Origin of the sequence: Dactylosporangium sp. NPDC000244 (assembly GCF_040300725.1) — a bacterium.
Classification (GTDB): Bacteria; Actinomycetota; Actinomycetes; order Mycobacteriales; family Micromonosporaceae; genus Dactylosporangium.
Genome location: NZ_JBEPEH010000033.1, coordinates 20,926 through 42,820, shown reverse-complemented (window position 1 = coordinate 42,820; position 21,895 = coordinate 20,926). Strand labels below are relative to the sequence as shown.

The 21,895-nt window shown below is 69.9% G+C and carries 26 protein-coding genes; 3 read left to right on the top strand and 23 right to left on the bottom strand.

The annotated features are described in order from the left end of the window. Positions 1-24: 24 nt before the first annotated feature. Positions 25-1,131: a hypothetical protein gene (locus ABT369_RS38920; protein WP_350620092.1), complete on the bottom strand. Its 1,107-nt coding sequence runs from the start codon at positions 1,129-1,131 to the stop codon at positions 25-27. Between the two features lie 61 nt (positions 1,132-1,192). Here ABT369_RS38920 and ABT369_RS38915 point away from each other — a divergent pair, with 61 nt between their 5' ends. After that, complete coding sequence (locus ABT369_RS38915) at positions 1,193-1,363, top strand: hypothetical protein (RefSeq protein ID WP_350620090.1); 171 nt, start codon at positions 1,193-1,195, stop codon at positions 1,361-1,363. Here ABT369_RS38915 and ABT369_RS38910 read toward each other — a convergent pair whose 3' ends face one another. From ABT369_RS38910 to ABT369_RS38900, 3 genes are read right to left on the bottom strand one after another with little or no spacing between them, the layout of a single operon-like run. Further along, positions 1,364-2,020, bottom strand: coding sequence for a hypothetical protein (locus ABT369_RS38910; protein WP_350620088.1), 657 nt, complete (start codon positions 2,018-2,020; stop codon positions 1,364-1,366). It abuts the gene before it with no gap. After that, the gene (locus ABT369_RS38905; protein ID WP_350620086.1) at positions 2,017-3,102 is read right to left on the bottom strand and encodes a hypothetical protein; all 1,086 of its coding nucleotides are present in this window, start codon (positions 3,100-3,102) and stop codon (positions 2,017-2,019) included. The genes ABT369_RS38910 and ABT369_RS38905 overlap by 4 nt, the downstream gene beginning before the upstream one ends. Beyond that, complete coding sequence (locus tag ABT369_RS38900; RefSeq protein ID WP_350620085.1) at positions 3,093-3,941, bottom strand: hypothetical protein; 849 nt, start codon at positions 3,939-3,941, stop codon at positions 3,093-3,095. The genes ABT369_RS38905 and ABT369_RS38900 overlap by 10 nt, the downstream gene beginning before the upstream one ends. 465 nt (positions 3,942-4,406) lie before the next feature. On the opposite strand from ABT369_RS38900, the gene ABT369_RS38895 reads away from it, so the two are divergent. Next, on the top strand, positions 4,407-4,652 hold the full coding sequence (locus ABT369_RS38895) for a hypothetical protein (RefSeq protein WP_350620083.1): 246 nt from the start codon (positions 4,407-4,409) through the stop codon (positions 4,650-4,652). Between the two features lie 12 nt (positions 4,653-4,664). Here ABT369_RS38895 and ABT369_RS38890 read toward each other — a convergent pair whose 3' ends face one another. The 11 genes from ABT369_RS38890 to ABT369_RS38840 form a co-directional block, all read right to left on the bottom strand. Further along, positions 4,665-9,068, bottom strand: a complete 4,404-nt coding sequence (locus ABT369_RS38890) for a hypothetical protein (RefSeq protein ID WP_350620081.1) — start codon at positions 9,066-9,068, stop codon at positions 4,665-4,667. Positions 9,069-9,086: 18 nt separating this feature from the next. Then, entirely contained in the window at positions 9,087-9,473 is a 387-nt protein-coding gene (locus tag ABT369_RS38885; RefSeq protein WP_350620079.1) for a hypothetical protein, read from the bottom strand. Between the two features lie 59 nt (positions 9,474-9,532). Further along, the gene (locus tag ABT369_RS38880; RefSeq protein WP_350620077.1) at positions 9,533-9,889 is read right to left on the bottom strand and encodes a hypothetical protein; all 357 of its coding nucleotides are present in this window, start codon (positions 9,887-9,889) and stop codon (positions 9,533-9,535) included. Positions 9,890-9,899: 10 nt separating this feature from the next. Next, positions 9,900-10,478 carry a phage tail tube protein gene (locus ABT369_RS38875; RefSeq protein WP_350620075.1) on the bottom strand — a complete coding sequence of 193 codons (579 nt, stop codon included), beginning with the start codon at positions 10,476-10,478 and terminating at the stop codon, positions 9,900-9,902. A gap of 93 nt (positions 10,479-10,571) precedes the next feature. Next, positions 10,572-10,937 (bottom strand): hypothetical protein, encoded by a 366-nt coding sequence (locus ABT369_RS38870; protein ID WP_350620073.1) that lies wholly within the window; start codon positions 10,935-10,937, stop codon positions 10,572-10,574. A gap of 34 nt (positions 10,938-10,971) precedes the next feature. Further along, positions 10,972-11,367 (bottom strand): phage tail termination protein, encoded by a 396-nt coding sequence (locus tag ABT369_RS38865; RefSeq protein ID WP_350620071.1) that lies wholly within the window; start codon positions 11,365-11,367, stop codon positions 10,972-10,974. 25 nt (positions 11,368-11,392) lie between these two features. Beyond that, positions 11,393-11,659, bottom strand: a complete 267-nt coding sequence (locus tag ABT369_RS38860; RefSeq protein WP_350620069.1) for a hypothetical protein — start codon at positions 11,657-11,659, stop codon at positions 11,393-11,395. Positions 11,660-11,676: 17 nt separating this feature from the next. Further along, positions 11,677-12,051 (bottom strand): hypothetical protein, encoded by a 375-nt coding sequence (locus ABT369_RS38855; protein WP_350620067.1) that lies wholly within the window; start codon positions 12,049-12,051, stop codon positions 11,677-11,679. A 4-nt stretch (positions 12,052-12,055) separates the two neighbouring features. Then, positions 12,056-12,403, bottom strand: a complete 348-nt coding sequence (locus ABT369_RS38850; protein ID WP_350620065.1) for a hypothetical protein — start codon at positions 12,401-12,403, stop codon at positions 12,056-12,058. A 27-nt stretch (positions 12,404-12,430) separates the two neighbouring features. Continuing rightward, positions 12,431-13,204, bottom strand: a complete 774-nt coding sequence (locus ABT369_RS38845; protein ID WP_350620063.1) for a hypothetical protein — start codon at positions 13,202-13,204, stop codon at positions 12,431-12,433. Further along, on the bottom strand, positions 13,201-14,757 hold the full coding sequence (locus ABT369_RS38840; RefSeq protein ID WP_350620061.1) for a hypothetical protein: 1,557 nt from the start codon (positions 14,755-14,757) through the stop codon (positions 13,201-13,203). The genes ABT369_RS38845 and ABT369_RS38840 overlap by 4 nt, the downstream gene beginning before the upstream one ends. On the opposite strand from ABT369_RS38840, the gene ABT369_RS38835 reads away from it, so the two are divergent. Further along, a complete protein-coding gene (locus ABT369_RS38835; RefSeq protein ID WP_350620059.1) occupies positions 14,741-15,073 on the top strand; it encodes a hypothetical protein in 333 nt (110 codons plus the stop codon). The two genes, ABT369_RS38840 and ABT369_RS38835, sit on opposite strands and share 17 nt — an antisense overlap. Here the strand turns inward: ABT369_RS38835 and ABT369_RS38830 are convergent. From ABT369_RS38830 to ABT369_RS38795, 8 genes are all read right to left on the bottom strand, one after another. Further along, positions 15,057-15,389 (bottom strand): hypothetical protein, encoded by a 333-nt coding sequence (locus ABT369_RS38830; protein ID WP_350620057.1) that lies wholly within the window; start codon positions 15,387-15,389, stop codon positions 15,057-15,059. The genes ABT369_RS38835 and ABT369_RS38830 overlap by 17 nt on opposite strands. A gap of 17 nt (positions 15,390-15,406) precedes the next feature. Beyond that, positions 15,407-16,045 carry a hypothetical protein gene (locus ABT369_RS38825; RefSeq protein ID WP_350620055.1) on the bottom strand — a complete coding sequence of 213 codons (639 nt, stop codon included), beginning with the start codon at positions 16,043-16,045 and terminating at the stop codon, positions 15,407-15,409. A 30-nt stretch (positions 16,046-16,075) separates the two neighbouring features. After that, positions 16,076-17,152 carry a collagen-like domain-containing protein gene (locus tag ABT369_RS38820; RefSeq protein ID WP_350620053.1) on the bottom strand — a complete coding sequence of 359 codons (1,077 nt, stop codon included), beginning with the start codon at positions 17,150-17,152 and terminating at the stop codon, positions 16,076-16,078. A 33-nt stretch (positions 17,153-17,185) separates the two neighbouring features. Continuing rightward, positions 17,186-17,656 (bottom strand): hypothetical protein, encoded by a 471-nt coding sequence (locus tag ABT369_RS38815; RefSeq protein ID WP_350620051.1) that lies wholly within the window; start codon positions 17,654-17,656, stop codon positions 17,186-17,188. Then, on the bottom strand, positions 17,656-18,591 hold the full coding sequence (locus ABT369_RS38810; protein WP_350620049.1) for a phage major capsid protein: 936 nt from the start codon (positions 18,589-18,591) through the stop codon (positions 17,656-17,658). The genes ABT369_RS38815 and ABT369_RS38810 overlap by 1 nt, the downstream gene beginning before the upstream one ends. Positions 18,592-18,723: 132 nt before the next feature. Further along, on the bottom strand, positions 18,724-19,083 hold the full coding sequence (locus ABT369_RS38805) for a hypothetical protein (RefSeq protein WP_350620047.1): 360 nt from the start codon (positions 19,081-19,083) through the stop codon (positions 18,724-18,726). Between the two features lie 2 nt (positions 19,084-19,085). Then, a complete protein-coding gene (locus ABT369_RS38800; RefSeq protein WP_350620045.1) occupies positions 19,086-20,537 on the bottom strand; it encodes a head maturation protease, ClpP-related in 1,452 nt (483 codons plus the stop codon). Then, on the bottom strand, positions 20,534-21,841 hold the full coding sequence (locus ABT369_RS38795; RefSeq protein ID WP_350620043.1) for a phage portal protein family protein: 1,308 nt from the start codon (positions 21,839-21,841) through the stop codon (positions 20,534-20,536). Before ABT369_RS38795 ends, ABT369_RS38800 begins: the two co-directional genes overlap by 4 nt. Positions 21,842-21,895: the final 54 nt, after the last annotated feature.

The window sequence follows — 21,895 nt, the reverse complement described above, 5'->3', positions numbered from 1 at the left end:
TGCTCTCCACGCCATGCCGCACTCCTAGGTGACGAGGTCGACGACGAAACCGGTCCCGCTCGCGACCGGGGTGATGTCCTCGACGGTGAACTGAAACGGATGCGTTGGCTCCGCATAGACGTCGGCCGGGTTAGCCCCTGCCGTGCGCCGGCAGGTCACGTTGAACGTGACAGTGGTATCGGAGCCTTTCGACACCAGGCACTCCTCGGCCAGACGGATCTTGCCATCCACGCCGGCGTTGTTGAGACGTCCGGCGGCGCCCTCAAGGATCGTCGTGCTGCCGTCCTTGATCCGCAGCGCCCAGTCCGTACCGCCACCGGCGCCGGAAATCACGTAGCAGAACGTCTTGATCCGGTACAGGCGGTTCGCCTTCAGGTCGACGTTCCGCGTGAAGATCGTCGTCTCGGCGGAGAAGTTGCTGGCCAGACGACCAGCGACCGTCGCGCGCCTGCCGACGTAGATGAAGCCGAGACCGGCAACGCCCGCGTTGATTCCCAGAAACGCGGTCCCGTTCCACATGTCCACCCGGACCGGGGTCGTGTCCGTCCGCGCCACCAACTGACCCGGATACACGGACAGCGCGTCACGGGCCGCCTGCGACGCCACAGGCACGATCCCGCCCGCCGCCACCGTCCACAGACCCGACGGCGTGAACGCGGGACTGCCACTGCCGACCTTCGGCACGTCGATGACGCCGATCAGGAGGCTCCGCGCCGGCGTGCTCGGTGCCGTCGGTGATGCCGCCGCGGTGCCTGCCAGGTAGAGAATCTGCGGTGTTCGCGACCCCGACGCGTCCTCGTCCGTGTCGCTGATCTGCAGGTAGAGGATGTCCTTGCGGGGGTTGGTGGCGTCGGCGGCGGTGACAGAGCCGGTGGCGTTCGCGTCGGAGGCGACCAGGTAGGGGGCTTGGATGCTGGACACGGCGGCGTCTACGACCGCGGACAGCGGGCCGACCGTCCACGTCGACGCGGTCACCGACACGGTCGGTGCCCCGCCCGGCCGGAACCCGGACCGGGTCCGCAGCGGGCCGACGCCGGGCATCATCAGCGCCGAGAACGCCTGCCGGGTCTGCCGGGCGCTGTAGGAGGGGCTACCCCCGGAGGCGTTGATCGGCAGTGCGGTGATCGCCATGCGACCCCCTCCTGGTCGTTACGGTGGGTGGGGCAAGTGGGCCGCGAAGGGAAGAGGAACCGTGGACGAAACCGCCAACATGCAAGCCGAGAGCACCGACCCGGTAGAGCCGCCGCCGTACGTGTACGACGGGTCCAGCGACTACCCGGACGTGCCGCCGCCGCCCCTACCCGTGGCCCGGCGGTGTGTCAGCCCGGCCGGGTATGAGGTGCAGTGCGAGCCGCAAGGCTGATCACAGCCAGGCGGAGTCCAACCCGAGGAGCGACAGCAGCCGCACCCCGACCGTGCCGGTTCCGGCGGTCCGGCGGGCCTGCACAGCGATCCGCAGGATCGACGAGTAGGTGGGGCCGAGCGCAGAACTGACAGCGGCGGGCCCGATCGTCGCCTCCGCGAACGCGCCGAGGCCGACGGTCAACGTCGCCCCGACCTGGACGCCGTTGACGACCAGCCGCACCTCGCCGCCCGTCGTGCCGTCGCTAGCCCGGACGAGCAGGTGGGCGTACAGGCCGGCATGTTGCAGGATCGCCGACCCGGCAACCACGTCCGCGAACGTCGCCGACGTGGTGGTCGAGTCCGGTACGGACAGGGCGCCGGCGTGTAGCGGAATGTACGGCCGGGCAAGGCCTCGGTGGGCGGCCTCGTCGTCGGAGACGACGAAGTTGGCGCTGCGGTCGTAGAGGACTGCACCGCGGTGGCCGTTGCCGAGGTCGCCGAGCTGGGCGAGGATGCCGCCGCCGGTGTCCCGGACGATGACGGCACCGGAGTCGATGGACGCGGATTCGAGCCGGCGGGCGGCCCGCAACTCGCGTAGGTCCGATTCGAGTTTCCTGACCCGATCGGTCAGCGCCGCATACGGGTCGAGTTGCGCCTGGGCGGCCCTCGATGTCACGAGTCCTCCAGGAGGATCGGCTTGAGGCGGTCGCCGGTGACGTCGAACTCCCAGCCCCACGCCCGTGCCGTCACGAATAGCCCGTCGGGGTGGCGTGGAGAGCGGATGACGTGCAGCCCGACGGTGTCGCCGAGGGTCCAGTCGATGCCGAGCCGGGGCGCGTAGGAGGCGACCGCCTCGACCGTCCACACGCTGGCACCTTCGCGCATGACAGCGAGGGCGGCGGTGGCGTGTCCGTCGAGCACCGTCTGGCTGGTGATCGACGTGGACGGTGTGAAGCGATATTCGTAGCGCGGAAACCCGGCGGCGAGAAGATCGGCGGCGATCATGTCGGTCGACGAATAGCGGGTGTCGCCTTCGCCTTCGCCGCGGGCCCGGATCGCGTTGGCGCCCTTCCCCGACTCGTACGATTCGGCCAGTTGGTACGAGACGACATCGCCGGGATGCGTGAAGATCGCGCCCGGTTGGCTCGACTGGGTGCCGATCCGATGCCGGACCCGGGCGACGAGCTGGACGGACGACGCGCCGGACCATTGGACGTCGATCGTCCACTCCGGTCCGCCGTCGACGGCCATCAGCTCCTGCAGGCGGCTGTACACGGTGGCGTCGTCGGCGTCGAGGTATGCCCGGTCGCGGAGTGTGCCCGTGGCGGGGGCGTCGACGGCGAGGCCGATGCCGTTGGTGGTGGTGTCGCCGAGGAGCCCGGTGGCGATGACGGCGGCCTCGTCCTGCTGGGTCCACGTGTGGTCGGCGGTGTAGCGGCGGTCGAGGTACGCCTCTGGTGTGGCCGTGCCGAGATCCACGGTCGCCGCGGACCCGCCGGTGCGGGTGAGGACGAGACCAGCCCACACCGGCGTGTCATCAGCAACGGCGACGATCATCGTCCGGCCAGGGATTGTCGCCGCCTCCCAGCCTTGCGGCGCCCCCGCCAGGGTGAGCGTGAACCCGGCCGTGGTGTGTTTGCCGAGCATGCGGGAGATCGGCCCCGACGGGGCGAGTGCGGGCAGCTCTTCGACGATCTGCCCGGTTTGCAGGTCGCAGCCGAGCCACTGCACCCTGTACGGCTCGCCGGTCACTGCCACGCCGACCGGTAGGTGACGGTCAGGAGCGCCGCCGGGTCGTACACGTCAGCCGTGAACTGGATCTCCTGCGCGCCGGTGATTTCGAACCAGCCCCGCGACGTCATCATCCCGGACCTGGACACCTGGCCGTTGAGGAGGCTGGTGTGCCGGTCCGTGTCGACATCCAGCCACTGCCCGACGTCGAGGGTCAAATCCCAGGCGAGCACCTGACCCGTGCCGACCAGCGCGACGCGTGGCCGCTGGCAAGGTCCGTCGATGCGCAGCACTGGCCTACTGCCGATATCGCCGGCGTTGACGACGGACAGGACGCCGGTCGTGACCGTCGCCGCCCACACCACGGGCCACGTAACGGGCCAGGTGAGACCACCGGTCGACGACGGCAGGCCTGTCACTGCCGCCGACCACGCCGTGTACTTCCGCGGGTCCGGGGCGACGACCTGCGCCGACCACTCGTACTCGCGCGCTGAGACGGCGGATGCGAGAACGTCGTCCTGCCGGCGGACCATGCAGGTGCGGGCCAGTCCAGCCTCGGTGACCGTCAACGGTGACAGGGCGAGCGATACCGCCTGGTTGAGCCGGGACAGGGCGTCCTGCGCTGCCGCCGCGGTCGGCGCGGCCAGCATCCCCTTGAGGCTGACGATCCGCGGTTTGAGGAAGGCGTCGCCGTCCCAGCCGCCGTGGTCCCCGGACCGCTGTACCACCTCAAGCGTCGAACCGGGTGACCCCCAGCCTTCGAACTCCTCGCACAGCCAGGCGACGCCAGCACTGTCGAGGCCGTCGCTGTTGCAGATGATGTCGCCGATCTGCACCAGGGGGCCGAGCTCGTTGCCGTCGGCCATCAGCCGACCGCCACGGCTGCAAGTCTGCGCGCGGACATAGTTGCCACCGCCCGTTCGTCGAAATCAGCGAGCGCCGACCATCCGGAATCGGCCAACTGGACCGGTCGCTTTCCCCCACCGTCTGGACCAGGTGCCTCGGCTGTAGGTGCCGAACCAGGTATTGAGGCCTGACGTTCGGTGGCGACGATGTGACATCCTCAGCCATCACAGCGAACTCGGAGGCCCACCGTGCGCCGCACATTTCTGCTCGTCGCAGCCCTGCTTCTCGCCCTCGGTGGATGCTCGAGCAAACCCGCCCCGGACACCGCGACGGCCGGGCCGGCCGGGAGTACGCAGGCGGCGGCAAGTGCGGCTCCGTCGCCGACGCCAAGTCGCTGCCCGAACGGGCGGCTCCCCAACGGATACTGCGTCGGCGGCATGCAGGAACCCCCATCGCCTGCAGCGCCGGACCCGGTGGGTGCAATCGTGTGCCCGAAGATCGCAAAGGCGATGGGAACCCAGGCGATCTACGACGACACGGCCTCGATGCTGGCAATCGGCGAGCAGGCGGCAACGTCAGCTGACAGCCTCATCGCGCTGAAGGGTCAAGCGCTTGCGGACAAGGCCAAGGCAGCCAAAGCGAAGAGCGATGACGTAACCGCGAGTATCGAGATGGGCACCGCGGCCACGAACCTCGCGACCGTGTGTGCCCAGTCCGGGTTCAAGAACTAGCCGATTTGACCATCAGCTGACCGCCGCGAGTGCCAGCCTGCGCGCAGCCATCGTCGCCACCGCCCGCTCATCAAGGTCCGCCGCCGGGTAGACGTTGATGACCGGCGCCGGACGGCCGCCGGACGCTCGTTCAAGCCGGTCGGCGGGGATGACTGGTTCAGGCCGGCCGGTGCCGTTGTAGGCGAGGCTCAGCCCTTCCGGCAGGTAGCCGCCGACGTCGTAGGCGCCGAGCGGGACGCGGCGACCGTCGACGGTGATCCCGGATGGGTCGCCGCCGATGTCGAGGCCGAGCTCGTCGAGGAGCGCTGCCGACACGAGACCGCCCGAGGCCAGGTGGAACTGCTTCTGGAAGGTCGACGGTTTCCGAGCCGACGTGCCGATCTTGATGCCGGAGCGGGTGGATGCGGCCTCGAACCCGAGCCCGCCGTAGTTGCCGGCCATGTGTGTCTGCGGGTTCACGCCCAGCGTCAGGACCCCGCCAGCGCCCGGCTTCAGGCCCGTCCCCGGCGGCGGGCCGTCCGCGAAGTCGTAGGTGGTGAAGTATCGCTGGCCTCGCCCGCCGCCCCGGCCGGTGACCAGGCCGAACACAGCTGATGCCAGACCGGAACAGTCGTAGCCGAACGGGCCCGCCGCTGCCCAGATATACGGCAGGACGTCCGTGGACCGGATGAACGCTTTGATGTCTTCCCGGCCGCCGCTGCTGGGGCCTTCGGTGACGATCCGGGCGACCTCGGCACGGGACGGGATGCGGGTCATCGACGTTGTCGTCGGGTACGGGTAGTGGTCGGTGAGCACGTCGCCGACGAGGCCACCGGTGGCGTATCCGGTGAGCGCCTGGCGGGGGATGCGCTGCTCGTTGATGGCGCGCATGACGCCCTGGCCGTAGTAGTTGACGGCCGCCGTGCGGTGTACCCATTCGCCGTTGGACAGCCAGAACGGGGCGCCCGTCGACCGCTCCATGGCCGGCACATCATCGGAGGTGCCGGTGCCGGGCCCGATGACCGGGCCGCCGGTGGCGAGGTTCCCGCCTCGGGCGTTACCCCGTCCACCGCCGGTATGGATCAGCGGGTCGAGTTTGTCCCGGGCTTCGCCGATTGTGATGCCGTTGCGGAGGGCGTACTGGTAGGTCAGAAGCTCGTTCAGCTGGGCCTTCGTCGCGTCGAGGCCGGTGACGTTCACATCGGTCGTTGCAGACGGCGGCACCTTGCCGTAGGTGTCGATGAGGTGCTGGACGGCGTCCTTGTTGAGGTTGTGCTGGTCGGCATTCTTCTTCAGCGCGGCGACTTCTTCGTCGTGCTTCTTCGTCGCCTCGGCGACACTCATACCGTTTGCGACGTTCGCACGATATGCGTTGTCGATCGCGATCAGCTGCTCGCGGAGGCTATCCCGGACGCGGGCGCCGGCCTCGGTGTTCAGGTCGAGTTTCCGGGCGCCGTCCTCATTCAGCAGCTTCTGGTCGTCGAGCGCCTTGTTGGTGTTCCGGATTGCTTTCGCCTGGTCGGCGGCGGCCTGGTCCTGATCGCGGGCAGCACCGAACAGAGCGTCCGATGCCTGCTTCAATGCGTTTGACTTGTCCGCTGCGGTCGACGCCTCGTCGGCAAGGGACCGGTATGCGCCGGCGAGGGTCCTCACCGTCGGGCTCGCGGTGTCGAAGACGTCGTTGGCGCGTTGCTGCTCGCTCGCGAGCTGCCCGGTCAGCCTGGCCGCCTCCGCCGCGTTCGCGGACGAGTCGAGGAACGCACCTTTCATCGCCTCCAAGCGGTGCAACTGGTCAAGGTCGGCTTTGCGGGCGTCGCCGGACTCATAGGCGGCCTTGACAGCAAGGGCGCCGATGCTGTCGTCAATGGCGTCGACAACCTTCTGCCGGGCCTCGGCTTCGCCGTTGAGCCCGGCAACAACCTCGGAGGCGGTGATGCCGTGCCGCTGGGTGACCTCGACCAGGCCACGGAGCGCGACGTTGTTCGCGAGGATTGACTTCGCCGAATCGAGGGCGGCGGGGGTCACGCCGTCCTTGAAGGTGCGGGCGTATTCCTCGAGCGCCGATCGGTAACCTTCGGTGCTGGCTTTGGCCTCGTTCTGCCTGGCGGCGAGGATGCCGATGACGGTGACGGCGGCGGTGACGGCGAGCAGGAACGGACCGCCGATGAACGCACTAGTGGCGCCGAGCGCCCGTTGCATGCCGGTGGTCGTGACCTCGGCACTCTCGACCACGGTCTTGTAGGTGACCATCCGGGCAATGCCGGTGAGCAGCCCGGAGTTCAGCAGCGTCTGTGCGCCAGAGGTGAGGAGCGCCGCCGTCTTGTAAGCGGTAATCGCCGTGGCAAGGGCGGTGATCACCGGCACGGGGATGGCGTTGATGATCTGGCCCAGGACGCGCAGCTCGGTGACGACGACCGACCCGATCGGCGCGTACGCCTGGACGATCCGCAGGCCGGCGCCCGCCAGCTCGCCGATCGTGGCGACGACCCGCGGCCCTTCGGTCTGGGCGTAGCGCAGGAAGTTCTGGAAGCCCTGGTTGTGGTCGAGGTTCTGCGAGAACTCCACGAAGCGTCGGGTGACGTTGACGAGGCCGCCGCCGACCTGCCGTTCGAACGGCGCGAACTGCTGGATGATCCGCGCGCCGCCCTCGGCGACGTTGACGCTTGCCTCGTACAGCCCCTCCAGGGTGGGGGTGGCTTGGGAGGAGATGAAGCCGAAGAACTGCCGCCAGAAGGGGCTCGTGAACGTCGCGGCGCCGCGGCGGGCGAGACTGCCGAGCTCCGTGGACACGCCGGCGATCGCGGTGCGGGTGTCGCCGACGTACGGCAGCAGGATCTGTATACCCTCCTGCACGCCGGGCAGGAGCCCGTCCGAGGCGGCCGTCTGCAGGCCAAGCAGTTCCGGTTTGAGGCCGAACAGGAACCGGGCGAACACCTGCCCCGACACGGGCAGGCTGTCCATGGCGTCGGCGAGCTTGTCGACGGCCGCACCGGCGGTGGCCGAGGCGGCGACCGTCGCCGCGCCCGCGGCCCGCTGCGCGGTGACAACCGCCTGCTGGGCTTGTGCGATCGCGAACGCGGACTGGCGGGCCTGCGCCGCGGCCTGCTGCCGGGCCTCGGTGACGCCACGCTCGGCGTCGACAACCCGCTGCTGCGACTGGGCGATCGCATCCTGCGCCGCGACGACCCGCTTCGAACCGTCGACACCGGTCTGCGCGTTGCGCTGCTGCTCAGCGACGAGTCGGTCACCGGCGACCCGCAGCTCCTCCTGCCGGAGCAGCGCTTCCTCGAGCGCGTCACGGGTCTGCTGGGTGCTTTTGGTCTTGACGGCGGCGGTGGCCGCCTCGACCTCAGCAGCGGCACGCCGCTGGTCGATGGCGTTCTGCCGCAGCGCGAACGCCGTGTCCTGCTGGCTGCGCCGCTCCGCCTCACGGGCGTCGGTGAGCGCCTCCTGGGCGCGTTGCGCGTCCCGCTGCGCCGCACCAACCTGCCGCTCGGCGTCCGCGATCTGCTGCAGCGAACGCCGCTGAGCGTCGGCGGCGCCCGCGCGGGTGTTCGCCAGCGACGCTTCAGCGGCCCGGACCTGGTCAGCGCCGGACGCCAACGACCGCTGCTGCTGCACAACCGTGTTGCCGGTCTTCGCCGCGTCCTTCTGCGCGCCGTCCAACGCTTTGATGGCGTCGGCGACACCGTGAAACGCGAGCGCGACCACACCAACCGCGGGCGCCGCGGACAGGGCTGCCGCGCCGAGACCCACGATGCCGGCCGCCCCAGCGGCTGCGCCGGGCACGATCGCCGGGCCGAGCGCCAGCCCGGCGGCGACCAGGGTGTTCATTTCGCTGGTCGCGCCGAGCGCGTTGGTGTTGACGGAGACGGTCGCGTTCGCGCGGCGCCCGTCGAGACGGGACAGCTCCCGGTCGACGGCGAGGAGTTCAATCGCGGCGTTCGCAGTGTCGACCCGCACCTGCGCCGAAGGCGACGACCCGGCCAGCCGATCGAGCTCGACCTTCAGCCGGCGGACTTCCTCGAGCGCCTCGGTGGCGCCGATGTCGACACCGATCCGCTTCGACGCGAGCGTCGACAGTTCGCCGCGCAGATCCTTGAGTTTCTGCTCGGCCTCGGTGGTCGCGACACCGATCTGCGGTGTCGGCAGCGACCGCAGCGCGGCCTCGATGCGCCGCCGCGCCGTGTCGGCGAACGTGCCGCCGTACTCGTTGCCGAGCTTCGTACCCTGGGCGCGAACCGCGCCGCTGTCGAGTCCGTCACGGACGCCCCGCGCGATCCGGGTGGCGATGGCTTTGCCGATCCGGTCGCCGAGCTCGTCGCCGGCTTTCGCCGCCTCGGTCTGATTCTCGGCGACGAACTTGGCCCAGAAGCCGCGGCTGCGGGGCTCCACCGTCACGTAGACGGAGCCGGCGGAGATCCCCTCGTCAGCCATCGCCAGCCCCCTCAGCGGTTAGGTGGGCGGGTCGTCGATGGCGTAGCCGTGCAGTTCCGCGTGTTCGCGGGCGATGGCTTCGATCTGGGCTTTGATCGCCGGGTTGGATCGGCCGCGCCGCCGGCGGACGATTCCGGGCCGGTGGTACGGCTCAGGCGGCGTCTCGTAGGCGTGCAGTGCCCACGCGACGACGCCGAGCCGGTCGATGATGTCGGCGAGGAGCAGGTCGGTGTGAGACCAGCGGCCGTGGCCTGTCGGCGGCTCCGACGCCAGGTCTGCCAGGTCGTCGTCGGAGAGCGAGTTCCGGACGGCGGTCTTGTAGAGGCTGTCGCCGGGCAGGGCGTCGAGGAGCACGTCCAGTCGCCGCGGCGTGAGCCGCGACTGGCCGCCGCCCACGCGGAGCATGTCCCGCAGGTCGACACCTTTGAACGCCAGGTCGCCTTCGATCTGGCGGGTGTAGGCGGCTATCTGGTCGGCGAGACGAGCCGCGACGCGAAAGGGAGCCCGGTCACCTGCTCCAGGTCGGTGAGGAACGCGATGACCTGACGGTTCGTCGGGTCGGCGTTCGCCCACACGGTGGTGAAGTCGTCACCGGCGAGGACTTTGCCGGCCCAGGCGGTGATCCGCCCGGCCTGGAGGTCGTCGTCGGCGCTGGCCGGCCAGTCGAGGAAGTGTTTGACGCGGACGGACGTGTCGCCGATCGCGACGACGTACGGTTCGTCGGCGCTGTCGGGTTCGGCGGCGACCTCGGCGCGGAGGGCGTCGAGGTCACCGTTGCCGGTGGCTTTCGCCGGTGTTTTCTTGCGTGCTGCGGGGGGCATCGGGGTTCCTTTAGCCGAGGGCCGGCTGGAGGCCGAACGGGTAGACGTAGTTGCCGCTGGTGTCGGGGTAGGCGGTGAGGGTGACGCCCCATTCGAGCGTCTCCGAGTTGGAGATCTTGATGTCGCCCTGGCCGGTGACCTCCACCGAGGGGAAGTACAGCCGGAACCGGTTCGATCCGTCGACCATGTCGGTGACGAGCGCGTACAGCTGCCGGGAGTAGTTGCCACCGGTCGTCGCCCATGCGCCGGTCCCGACCGTCGGGGTGATCGACAGGAGGGCCTTGCGCCAGAAGACCTCCATGACACGCGCGTTCGTCTCTCCGAACGCGACCTCGATCGTCGTCTCCTGGTCGGTGACGAGGACCCGCTGCACGTTCGGGGAGCCGTAGAACTTCTTCTTCGTCGTGCTGGTCGACTGCTTGACGGAGATGCCGGCCTCGGTGATGCCGCCCATGTTCTTCCAGGCGGCGGCGAGCGCGGTCGTGGCGTCGGTGGGGGCGGTCGACCCGGAGGCCGCCATCCAGACGAGGCCGGTGCCGTCGGCGCCGGTGGCGCTGATACCGGCGAGCATGTTCCTGTTGTCGCTCACGGCGCGGAAGTCCTTTCAGGGCGCACGAAAAGACCCCGGCCGTGTCGGTCCGGGGTTGCTGGTGATGCAGGTCTGAGGCGGAAAGGGCGGCGGCTATTTGACGGTGAGCGTCGCGCCGCCCCGGGCGAACGCGGCTCTGGCGTCGTCGGTGAGTGGTACGCGCAGCGGAACGGTGCGGACTTCGATGACCGGATCGCCGAGCTTCAACCGGCCTTTTGCGATGATCTGTTTGGCGCGCTCGGCGCTGATGCTGTCGCCGACCAGAAGCCAGCGCGCGTTGAAGCCACGCTCCGCGTCGTCGTTCCAGACGTATGCCGTGTACCGAATCGTTCCGTTGCTGATGTCGATGCGGGGGCGCTCGGGCAGCCATTCGGTGACGCCGTTGGCGGCCAGCCAGTGATACGCCGGACGGATCGCACCGTCCATGACGGTCGGCAGGTCCGATCGATCTTCGGGCACGTTGCGTCACCTCGAGTTCGAAGCGGGTCCGGGTTCAGCCGATGCCGGTGTACTGGTGGATGACCAGCTCGTAGCGGGCGGTGGCTTTGAAAACGCCGCTGGCCGAGTACGGCACAAGCTGCGGCGCCATGATCGTGCCGACGCGGCCGACGACGGCGCCACCGAACGTGTACTTGGGCAGCTTGGTGCGCATCGCGGTCCGGAGCTGCCCGGCGAGCTCCTCGGCGCGGTCATCGGTGGACGCGTACACGTCGACCTGGACACGGGGCCGGTCAAGCGTCTCCGTGGTGTCGACGCCGCCGAACCGGGCGACAGTCACGAGCGGGATCGCGTGCGACAGGTTCGCCGGAACCCCCCGGCACACCTTCGCGAAACCGACGCCGGGAAGGAAATCGGCGAGGAGCGCGTACGCGGTGACGAAATCGCCCACCACTGCCTCCCTGCGGCTGGTGAGGCTAAACGGCGTCGGGGATGCCCGCGGCCGGCACGGCGGTCTTCTTCACGGCGGTGCGGGCCGGCACGGCAGGGCCCGGCTCCTGCTCGTCGCGAGTGTCGCGACTGTCGTGGTAGGCGGCGAGCTCCGCCTCGGACGGCTGACGGGCGGTGCCGACCTCGAGCATCTTCAGCGCGACCTCGGTGGGGAGATCCTCGACCTGCTCGAGCCGGTCCACGTCGAGGCCGGTGTTGTCGGCGTTGGGGACGGCGACGATCGTGACCAGCATCGGCCACCTCTCTCAGTTCAGATGTGGGTGGACAGGGCGTCGAGGGCGCGGCCGAGCGTGTGACGGGCTTGAACCCGCTCGTTGCCGAATTCCTGGGCGACCCCATACGGGTAGCCCTCGGGCCAATGCTCCGACGGGGCAGAGCGGACGTCGTTCGACACGACGACGCTGGCCACCCCGTCACGGATCGCGGCGTCGACGTTGAAGCCGCCGCCGGTCACGCCCGGCTTGTGGTTCGTCCCGAACGCATACGCGCCGGTGTCGACGGCTGCGGTCGCTTCGGCGTCGATCCGGACGATGTCGCCCAGATGCTCCATCGCGGCGAGCATCCCCGCCGTGCGGAGCATCGCTGCAACCCCGGCGCGGTTCTCGCGGAACTCGACATCCGCCACGGGCTCAGCCGACGACCATCACCGTGATGCCGGTGACCGACGAGAAGTTCACGCCGACCTTGTTCGACACGGGGTCGATGTACCCCTGCAGCTGCGTCTTGCCCCAGCAGCGCGACGTGTTCGCCGCGACCGTCTGCGGTGTGACCGTCCCGGCTGCGGTACCGGCCGGGGTCTTGCCCGGGTCGACGAACGTCACGTTGGTCGGGGTGCCGCCGGCGGTGACGATGAACACGGCGTCATTGATGATGTCGGAGCCGTCGATCGTGTCGCCCGTCAGCGACGCGGCGACGGGCGTGCACAGCTGGTTGGCGGCGAAGTTCTTCGGGAAGACGCCGACGTAGTTGGTGGCCATGGGTTCCTCCGGGCTGGGCGGGCACTACTACAGGAGCTGGTCGCCCCAGCTGGGGGCGGGCGGGAAGCTGTAGACGGGCATGGGCGCGACGGCCGGGTCGGGGGTGTCGCCGTCGGCGCCGGTGAGGGCGGCGTTGCGGGCCGCGAGCCGGGCCAGCATCTGCTCGGCCTGCTTCAACAGCCGGTCCGAGGTGGTGTTCGCCGTCGACTTCATCGGGTCGCTGCGCTCGGGATACCCGAGTTCCACGAACCCGGCGGCCCGGATCGCTGCGCAGGCGGTCGCAGACTCGTAGAGGCGCTCGTCGAGGACGCCCGTTTCGTCGGTGACCCAGTTGACGGCGTCGGCGATGAGCTGGTCGACTTGGCCACCGGTCGGCCGCGTGGTCGAGTCGAACGCCATAAGATCAACGTTTGAGCCGTCAGCGGCGGGCACCAGCGGCCGGGACGGCACGTAGGATGCGACGCGCGACCTGGTCGGGGTCCACAGCGGGCCGCCCGCAAGGGGGCTCGGCGCGACGAAGAACGTCTCTTTGGGTTCGATCGCGCCGGGGCCGGTGACCTTCCATTCCCGGACCCACCAGCCGGCCGCTGTGTATCGGACGTTCGAGATGGTCGTGAACCGCAGCACCTGCCGGCCGTCGACGGTCGTTTCGACGCCGGTGTCGACAGGGATGGCGGTGCCGGTCGGGTCCGGGTCGGCGGGGGAGTGCAGGGTGAGCGTGGCCGCGGTCGTGCCGACCTGGTAGGGGGCGACGTCGACCCAGGGCTGCTCGGAGTCGCCGACGGTCAGGTCCGGGATCACGAGGCCTCCCGTCCCGTTCCGGTTCCTGCGTAGGGGCGCCCCGCGCTCGTCCGGGCGTAGGGGCGGGTTGCCCCCGCGCGTGCGTAGCGGGCGGGGTAGGTCGGGCCGCCGGGGGTGACGATGACAACGGTCAGCGTCTCCGCGGCGCTGGCGTCGTCGGCGATCGCGACGACGTTGGCCACCGTGACCGTGTCAGCGGAAGAGCCGCCGTCGGCGAGGGTGGTAGTGACCCCGGCGATGATCCCGTCGGCCGCGGACCCCGTGTCGGTGGCACCGGCACTCACGCTCACTGCGAGCGCGTCGCCTGCTGACGCCGTGTCGCCCAGTGCGGTCGCCGCGGTGATGGCAATCGAGTCGCCGGTAGTGCTGGCGTCGGCGAGCGGTGTCGTGACGGTCGTGGTGAGCGACTGTGTTCCGGCGCCGCCGTCGCCGACTGGGATGGTGATCCCGGCCGTCAGCGCGTCGGTGGCTGCGCCGTTGTCGCTGAGCGCGACGGCGACGTTCACCGCCGTGGTGTCGGCTGCCGTGCCGGCGTCGGTGAGTTGAGCAGTGGCGTTCGCAGTCAGCGCATCTGCCGCCGAGCCATTGTCGCCGAGTGGTGCGGAGGCCGCCGCGGTCAGTGTCTGCGCAGCGGTGCTCGAGTCGCCGAGCGGGATGGCGATGCCCGCGACAAGCGTCGCGGTGCCGGATCCGCTGTCGCCGACCTGGCTGTCGACGACGGCGGTAAGCGTCTCCGCAGACGTACCACTGTCGGTGACCTGGATGGTCCGCGATACGGCCAGCGACTCTGTGGCGCTGCCGCTCTCGCCGAGGGCCGCGGTCGCGGACACAGTGGGCGTGTCCCCGGCCGTACCGCCGTCGGAGAGGCTGACCGCGATCGCAGATGCAAGGGCATCGGCGGCACTGCCGGCGTCCGCGAGCGGTGCCGTCGCCGCCGCGGCGAGGGTGTCCGTGCCGGTGGCGACGTCGCCGAGTGGGCTGGCTGCAGCGGCGCCAAGCGTTTCTCCGACAGCTGCGGCATCGGCGAGCGGGGAGCTCGCGGTGACGGTCAGCGCGTCCGAAGACGATGCCGTGTCGGCGGCGGCTGCGCTGGCCGACGTGGTGAGGGCGTCGAAGGCTGAGCCGGTTTCCGACACGCTGATCGGCGTGGAACCGCCGCTGGCGGGCAGGATCTCGATGTACGACCAGCTCAGGTTCGTCGACGCAGATGGCAGCGTGACGTTAAGCGAGGTGCTTACGCCGGTCGAGCCGTCCGGGTTGGTGCGCCGAAAGAACCCGTACGTGAAGTCGGACAGCACGTTCGCGGAGCCGTCGCGGGTCATACCCGAGCCGGCCGTCTGGGCGCCCTTCAAGTCCCAGTCGCAGGTGCAGATGAGGCCGAGCGAGCCGCTGGCCGTGCCGGTGTACGTCTGCGCGATCGAGGAGGCGCTGGTCGAACCACCGATGCCGCTCGCCCCGATCGGCGTGGTCAGGTCGACGCCGGTCAGTACGGTGACGCGCAGGGCGGCTTCCCGGGCGCCGGAGCCGGTGCCGGTCGTGACTGTGACCGTCATCGCGGCCGAGGTGGTGACCGCCGCCCGCCAGATCGCCGTCTGCCCGTCGACTGCCGTGCCGACGCTGCGGTGTTTCCAGGTCGGCGACCCGTACGACAGGTGGGTGCCGAGGTTGTCGGTGACCGACGGCGCGGCCGGGTCCGACGCGGTGCCCGTGTTCCCGGACCATTCGACGACGACGAGCGAGTTCGCGGGCGGCGTGAAGCTCGCGGTCGTGACCGTCGCGGTTGTCGTGCTGGTCTGGGTGACGATGGCCGGGGAGGATGCGTCGACCGCGACGGGCATCGCCGATCAGCCCCCTAAGGTGCTGCGGTGATCTGGTACCCGCTGATGTCGGCAACGGTCACAAGGCCGGCGGCGTTGAGCTGCGCCTTGCTGAACGACCGGGTCCCGTTGAGGTTGGCGACGTTGATCGTCTTCGCGGTGCCGGACGGCTGACCGTCCTCGTCGAGCTCGCCGACGATGATCTTGGTGTAGACGCAGCCGGTATCCCGGGTGACGCTGCCCCCGGTGAGCACCTGGTCGGCGCCGAACGTGACGCTCGCGACGATGCTGCGGCCCTGGTAGTCGCCGCCGCTGTCGTAGAACTGCCACGGCGACGTCGGGCCGCCGCCCTGCTTCTGAGCGACCATATTCTTCTCCTGTTGATCTACGAGAACGTAAGCGTCGCCGTCGCGGTCCACGTCTGGCCGGAAACCTTGCTGCCCTGGGCGATGCCGACCTTGTGGTTGAGCAGCGGCGCCGTGACGGTGTTGCCGCTGGCGGTGCCGAAGTCGATGCCGAACTCGTTCCAGCTGAAATTGCCGTCGGACGTGCCGAACGTTGCCGAAAACGTCAGCGTCCGGGTGCCGAGCGTGCCCGCGCTGGAGACGAGCTGGAACCAGCGGTTCGACGAGCCGGCCGACGCAGCGAGGTCGGTGTCGGCGTACGCCTCCGCCGGGGTGGTGCCGTTGCCGACGCCGACCCGCGCGTGCGTCGCGTCGAGCGCCTGCGTCGCGCCCTGGTTGGTCAGCAGGTTCATCAACCTGGTCCAACCCGCGTTGGTGATCAGGTTGCCGACCACCTCGGTCGCCAGGTACGGGGCGACCCGCAACGCGCGGAAGTCGGCGCCGACGAGTTGACGCGCACCAGGGGCGACCAGGCCGAGACGGCGGGCCGCCCACCCGGTCTGCTCCTGATCCCAGCGCTCGACCTGCCACCGGGTGGTGCCCGCGGCGGACTCGCCCGGCATCGGCACCGACGCGCCGACGGCGACGGCATCGGCCACACGGGCAGCGTCGATGGACATGTGCACTCCTTGCGTGCGGAAGGGGATGGATCAGAGAGCCGCGTCGGCGTAGAACGCCGCACCGACGGCGAGCGCCACGACCGCGGTCACGGTGACCACGCAGTTGGTGGTCGTCTTCGACTTGAGGGTCAGGGTGGCGTTGCCGACCATGCCCGGTCCGGGTACGAGCCGGACGTTGTAGCCGGTCGACGGGAACGTCACGTTCCAGGTGACGGTGACGTCCGTAGAGCCGCCGAGCGCGAGGATCGCGGTCAGCCTGCCGTAGGACAGGTCGGTGACCGTTGCGGCAGCGTTCGACCCCGCAGGGCCAGTCGCTCCCGTCGGCCCCACGGGGCCCGTCGCGCCGACGTCGCCCTTTGGGCCTTGGATGCCAGATGCCCCGGTCTGCCCGGTGTCACCCTTCGGGCCCTGCGCGCCCGTCGCGCCGGCGGCGCCAACCGCACCGGCGGGACCTCGAGCTCCGACCAAGGCCGCCAGGAACTGCGCGGCCGTACCGCTGTTGCCCGCGTCGAGCCACACCTGGTAGGCGGACCTACCATCCGCGCCCGCAGGTCCAGCATCACCCTTCGAGCCCTGCGGACCGGTGGCACCGGTAGGACCCTGAGGGCCAACCGCGCCGGCGGGCCCCGGGTCGCCTTTGACGCCCTGATCCCCGGCAGGTCCCGGCGTGAGCTGGACGCCGGCAAACGCCTGCTGCAGCGCGGCGAGCGCCGAGTCCTGCGTGGCGTCAGCCTGCTCCCGCTGCGCCATCCGCGCGTTCAACTGCGCCCGGTCCGCGAGCGACGCCGCCAAAGCCGGACTGATCTGTGCCTGCGCCGCCGCCACATCGGCCGCCGCCGACTGGGCTGTCGTCTGCGCGGCAACAGCCGCCTGACGTGCATCCATCGCCGCGGCCATCGCCGACGACGCGGTCGCATCCGGAGGCACCACCGCCTGAGGCGGAAGCTCCTGTGCCTCGTCGGCCATTCGGTTCGCCAGCAGAAACGCCAAACTCTCGGCGGCGATGTCATCCGGCAGACGCTGCCCGGCGTAGCCGATCTGGATGCTGTCGCCGTGCTCCGTGCGCCTGACGTACCAGACACACGGAGCCGACACCTCGTAGAACACGACGGAACCCCCGAATGCCCGCCAGGCTGTGCGTCAGGACTTGAACAGGGCCTTCAGGTCGTCCTTCGTTGCCTTCTGCGCCTCGGCGCGGTCGATGCCCTGCTTGACGGCGTATTCGACCCACACGTCGCGGCCCGCGTTCGGGTGCGGCGCGGAACCGTCGGCAGGTAGCTTCGCCCTCGCCGCCTCACGGGCAGTCTCGGCCTCGTCCGTCACCGAGGGGCTGCCGCCCATCGGGCCGGCAGCCGGGTCCGGCGACACGACCGATCCCGCCGCACCCTCGACGCTCTCGGCGGCGCCGACACCACCGAGGGCGTTGATGCCGGTCTCGTCGCCGTCGCCGATCTTCGCGATCAACCCCTGCGCGACGAGATGCTCGATCTCCTTCGCGTCGCCCGGGATCACGGCACCCTTCAGCAGCAGCTGCCGGGTCATGCCGTACTGCGAGTCGACCGTCGCGTACACGCACTCGGCGGTCACCTGATACATCTGCTGGTCCGTCATCAGCCCAGCGACCCCGTACCGGTGATCTTGACGCCCGCCGCGGGTTCCTCGACCGCCGGGGCAGTGATACGCCGCGCCCAGATGTCCCACGCGTCGCGCTCGCTGACACGCTTCACCTGGTACTGCAGACCGTTGTCGATCCGGGCGTAGCCGGGGTCGACCTCGACCTCGTCGATCATCGTGCCGAGTTCGTTCGAGTCGAACACCCACACGTCGTCCGACGGCAGGTTGCTGACGGCGGTCGTGATGACCTCGTATTTTCCGAGGTACTCGATGTCACCGCCGTAGATCGGGTTGTCCGACGTCTCCCGGCGGCGCATCTGCGCGATCGCCGGGTCCGTGACGAGGATCGCGTACTTCGTCGTCGACATCAGGACCGCGTTGGGCTTGAAGCCCTGGTTCTGGTCGACGATCTTCGCGCCGGCCTTCTCCACATCCCGGTACAGCAGCGCCGACGCCGAGTCCCACTGCGCCGCCGCGGCGACGGTGTTCGTGACCGCCGACGCAACCGCTGACGTCGCCAGCCGGTCGATCTTCGTGATGACGGTGTTCGCGGTCTTCGTCAGAGCCCGGTCGACCTCCCGGCCCATGTATACGGACCGCTTCAGCTTCTCGTCGGTCAGCGAAACCGCCTGGCCCCACTTCGACACCGGCACCAGAACCGCAGTGCCCTCCGGGGTCACGTCCCGCGGATACTCGGCGCCCGGCGACACCGCCTCGACGGCCCGCGGGTTCACGATCGGCTCCGACTGCTGGATCAGCGCGGCACCGCCGGAAGAACGGCCACGGCCGGTCAGGAGACGGTCGGCGATGAACCGAAGGTCGACAATCGTCCGAAGGCGCCGCTCCAGACGCAGCGGGTCCTGCAGGAGGCGGTGGATGGTGAGCAGGTCGCCGGACAGCGTAGGCGCAGCCGGCGGGTAAGCACCCGGCATGGGCGTTCCCTTCCAAAGAGCCCGGCCGTCCGGGCACGACGAAAAGGCCCACACGCGATGCGCGGGGCCTCGGAAGATGCGGTTCGGATGAAACGGATGGCGGTGGGTGTCGACCGACCCGCGGGTGGAGGGCTAGATTTCCATCCACTCCACGGCAGCGGTGTCCGCGGCCGTGGTCAGGGCGATGCCGATGTTGCCGACACCCGCCGCAGCGGAGGCCACGGTTCCGGAGGCGCCGGCGTTGACACGGGCTGCGGCGGTGATCGCACCCGACGCCGTCGACACGTGAACCTTCCCGCGCGGGAAGTAGGCGCCGCGGCCGTTGATGGCGACGTCCTGCGCGGCGACACCGACGACCGCGTTTGAGTCCGCAGCGGCGGGACCGAGAGTGCCGTTGCTGGACACGGCGACGACCTGACCGCCGGTGACCGCGGCAGAGAATGTCGCCGAGACGGCGTCGTGGTACAGGTACTTCGGCTCGTAGGCGCCCATGGTCAGTTCTTCCCCTTCGTGGAGACGGGGCCGTCGAGGCGCGCCAGCTCGGCGTCCCATGCAGCCCAGTCCGTGGTGTCGGTCGGCTCGGCGGCCCCGGTCTCGCCCGCGGCGGTCACCGGCACGGCCGTACCGGCGGCGATCCGGTCGAGCATCCGGGCGACCGCGGCCGGCGCCTCGTCGTAGTCGGCCTCCCACTGGGCGCGCTCGGCGGGCGTGAACTTGCCCTTGGCCTGCGCGTCGTCGAGGATCGACTTCTTGGTGTTGGCGGCCTTCTCGGCCTTCGTCGCGGCGAGTTCCGTCGACATGGCCTCGACCTTGTTCGACAGCACGTCGACGGTCTTGCGCAGTTCGGCGTTCTCGTCGGCCTGCGCCTTCACGGCGGCCTCGGCGGCCGGGTCGGGCTGCGGCGGGGGCGGGTTGTCGGCCTTGGCCTTGAGCTCGTCGAGGGCGGCCAGGACCGCAGTCTCGTCGGCGTCGTCGGTCAGGCCGAGCCGCGAGCTGATCTCGCTCAGGTCGGACACAGGGTCCTCCTCCGGTTCGGTTGTGGGCTCCGGCTCGGCGCCGGACATCTCGGGTTTCGCCTGCTCGGCGGTGGGCGTCTCGGTGGCGGTCTCCGAGACGGCCGGGTCGGCGTTGCGGGGTACGTCGGCGTGGGCGGCTGGCATCCGTGGCGGGGTGGAGCGGTCACGGGCCTGGAACCCGAAGAACTGCTGCGCGAACGCGTTCATCGCCAGTACGTCGTCGTCTTCGTCTTCGTCGTCGCCCTCGGTGCCGACGACAACAGCCGGGTCGTCGGCGGAGTCGTCGCCGGTCTTCTCGGCGTCTTCCTGCACTTCGTGCATCAGGCCTGCCTCTACGGCCTCCTCGCCGTAGTACCAGGTCTCGTCGGTCATTACGGCCAACCAGTCGTCGGCGGACGCGCTTGTGGTGCCGCGGTTGGCGTAGAGGCGCGCGTAGTTCTTCGACAGGCGGCCGATCTCGTCGGCCTCCTTGTGCAGCTCCAGGTCGTGGCCGATTGCCAGGGTCCACGCGCGGTGGACCATGATGGACGCGTACGGCGCGACGATCCGGTGGTCGCCGGCCATGGCGATGACGGAGGCGGCGGAGGCGGCGATCCCGTCGACGTAGGTGACGATCCGGGCGGAGTGGTTCCGCAGCGCCTGAAAAATGGTCAGGCCGTCGTAGGCGGAGCCGCCGTAGCTGTTGATGTGTACGTTCAGCTGCTTGGTTTTGATGGCGTTGATTGCGGCGACGAACGACTTCGCATCGACGCCGGACCACCAGCCGCCGATGACGCCGTAGATGAAGACCGTCACTTCGTCGGCGACGATCTCACCGCCCGCATCGGTGCCAGCGGCGGCGGCGCGGATGCGGAACCACTGCCGCGGCTCACCTGCCTTCGCCGACGCGAGAGGGTTCGGGAGACGGTTCAACCACTGGTCGGTGTTCACTGGTCCTCCTCGCCGCCGAGCGGCAGGCTCAGTTGCCCCTCGGCGGGGGTGGGCTGTTTGCGGGTGCGCCGGTTCGCGGCGGTGACCGTGTCGCCTTTTACGGACGGCGCCGGCTGGGCCATGCCTTCACGCTCGGGAAGCCGGTATTCGCGCCGGACCCATGCCTCGAGCGCCGGGTCGGACTGCAGGGCGCCCGAGCCGAGGAGCAGGTTGAGGGACTCGGCGGTCACTTCGCGCCGCGAACCGATCCCGGCGACCCGGACCTGCGGGACGGGCGCGTCGGGGCCGTCGTTCCATTCGACAATCCGGGCCGCGACCTGCCTGGTGGTCGTGTCAGCGTTCGACTCGCCGAGGGTTTCCAGCGACAGATGCCACGAGTCGATGAACGCCTCACCGAGAGCGCGTGCACCGCCGGACGTGCCCTGGCCGAGCTCGAGATGGGACATGAGGCTCGAGCGGGTAATCTGCCGGTCCAGCCATTCCATGAAGCCCTGCGTGTCCGGCAGCGCGCCGGACAGGCCGAGGATCTTCAGTGTGAAGTCGGGCGGGGATGCTGCGCCGGCCTGCTCGCCGCCGCGAGCCGCCGACGCCATTTTCTGCGCCTCGGCCATCTCGGCCGGCCCCGGGTTTGTGCCCGGCCGGGCCTCCATGACGGGCACGCCGGCGGCCCACCGGCGGTGGGCGGTCGAGTTGACGCGGATCATCTCGCGTTTGATCAGCCACGGCAGCCACGCCGACCGGTACATGGAGACGCCGGCCCAGTTCGCGCCTTCGCGGTCCAGGCAGTACCAGACCATGTGCCGGGCCGGGATCTCCGGGGTGTCGTCGCGGCGGATGCCGGCCTGGGTGACGCCGAGGAACGCCCCGGTGACGCGGTCGACGTGGATGCGGTCGATCGTCCACGGGGGCCGTTCGGCGAGTACGTTGAGGCGGGCCTTGCCGTTGACGAGGTCCGCGCCGAGGGCGAAGCCGGAGTGCCCGAACGTCAGAGACTGGGCGAGCGAGACCCGGAGGTGCTCCGACCAGGACACGCCGCGGGTTCGGGCGGCACCGTGGCTGTCGGTGCCGAGAACGGGAAGGCCGAGGTCGTCGGCGACGAGTTGGGTCGTGGCCGGGTTCACGCCGTGACCGTCGAGCTGCCACTGGGCACGCCGCAGCTGCAGCGTGTACCCCTGCTGGATGGCGTTGATCGACGAGTCGCGGCGCATCGCCGCATAGGTTTGGATGTTGAGCGGCCATATCAGGTCCGCGGGCGTGTCCGCGAACCACTCGTCCATGAGCAGCTCGTATTCAGCCTCGGACACTCGGCCGCGAGGTGCTGACGGCACCCGGATGGCGGAGGTGGCCATGTTCGCCTC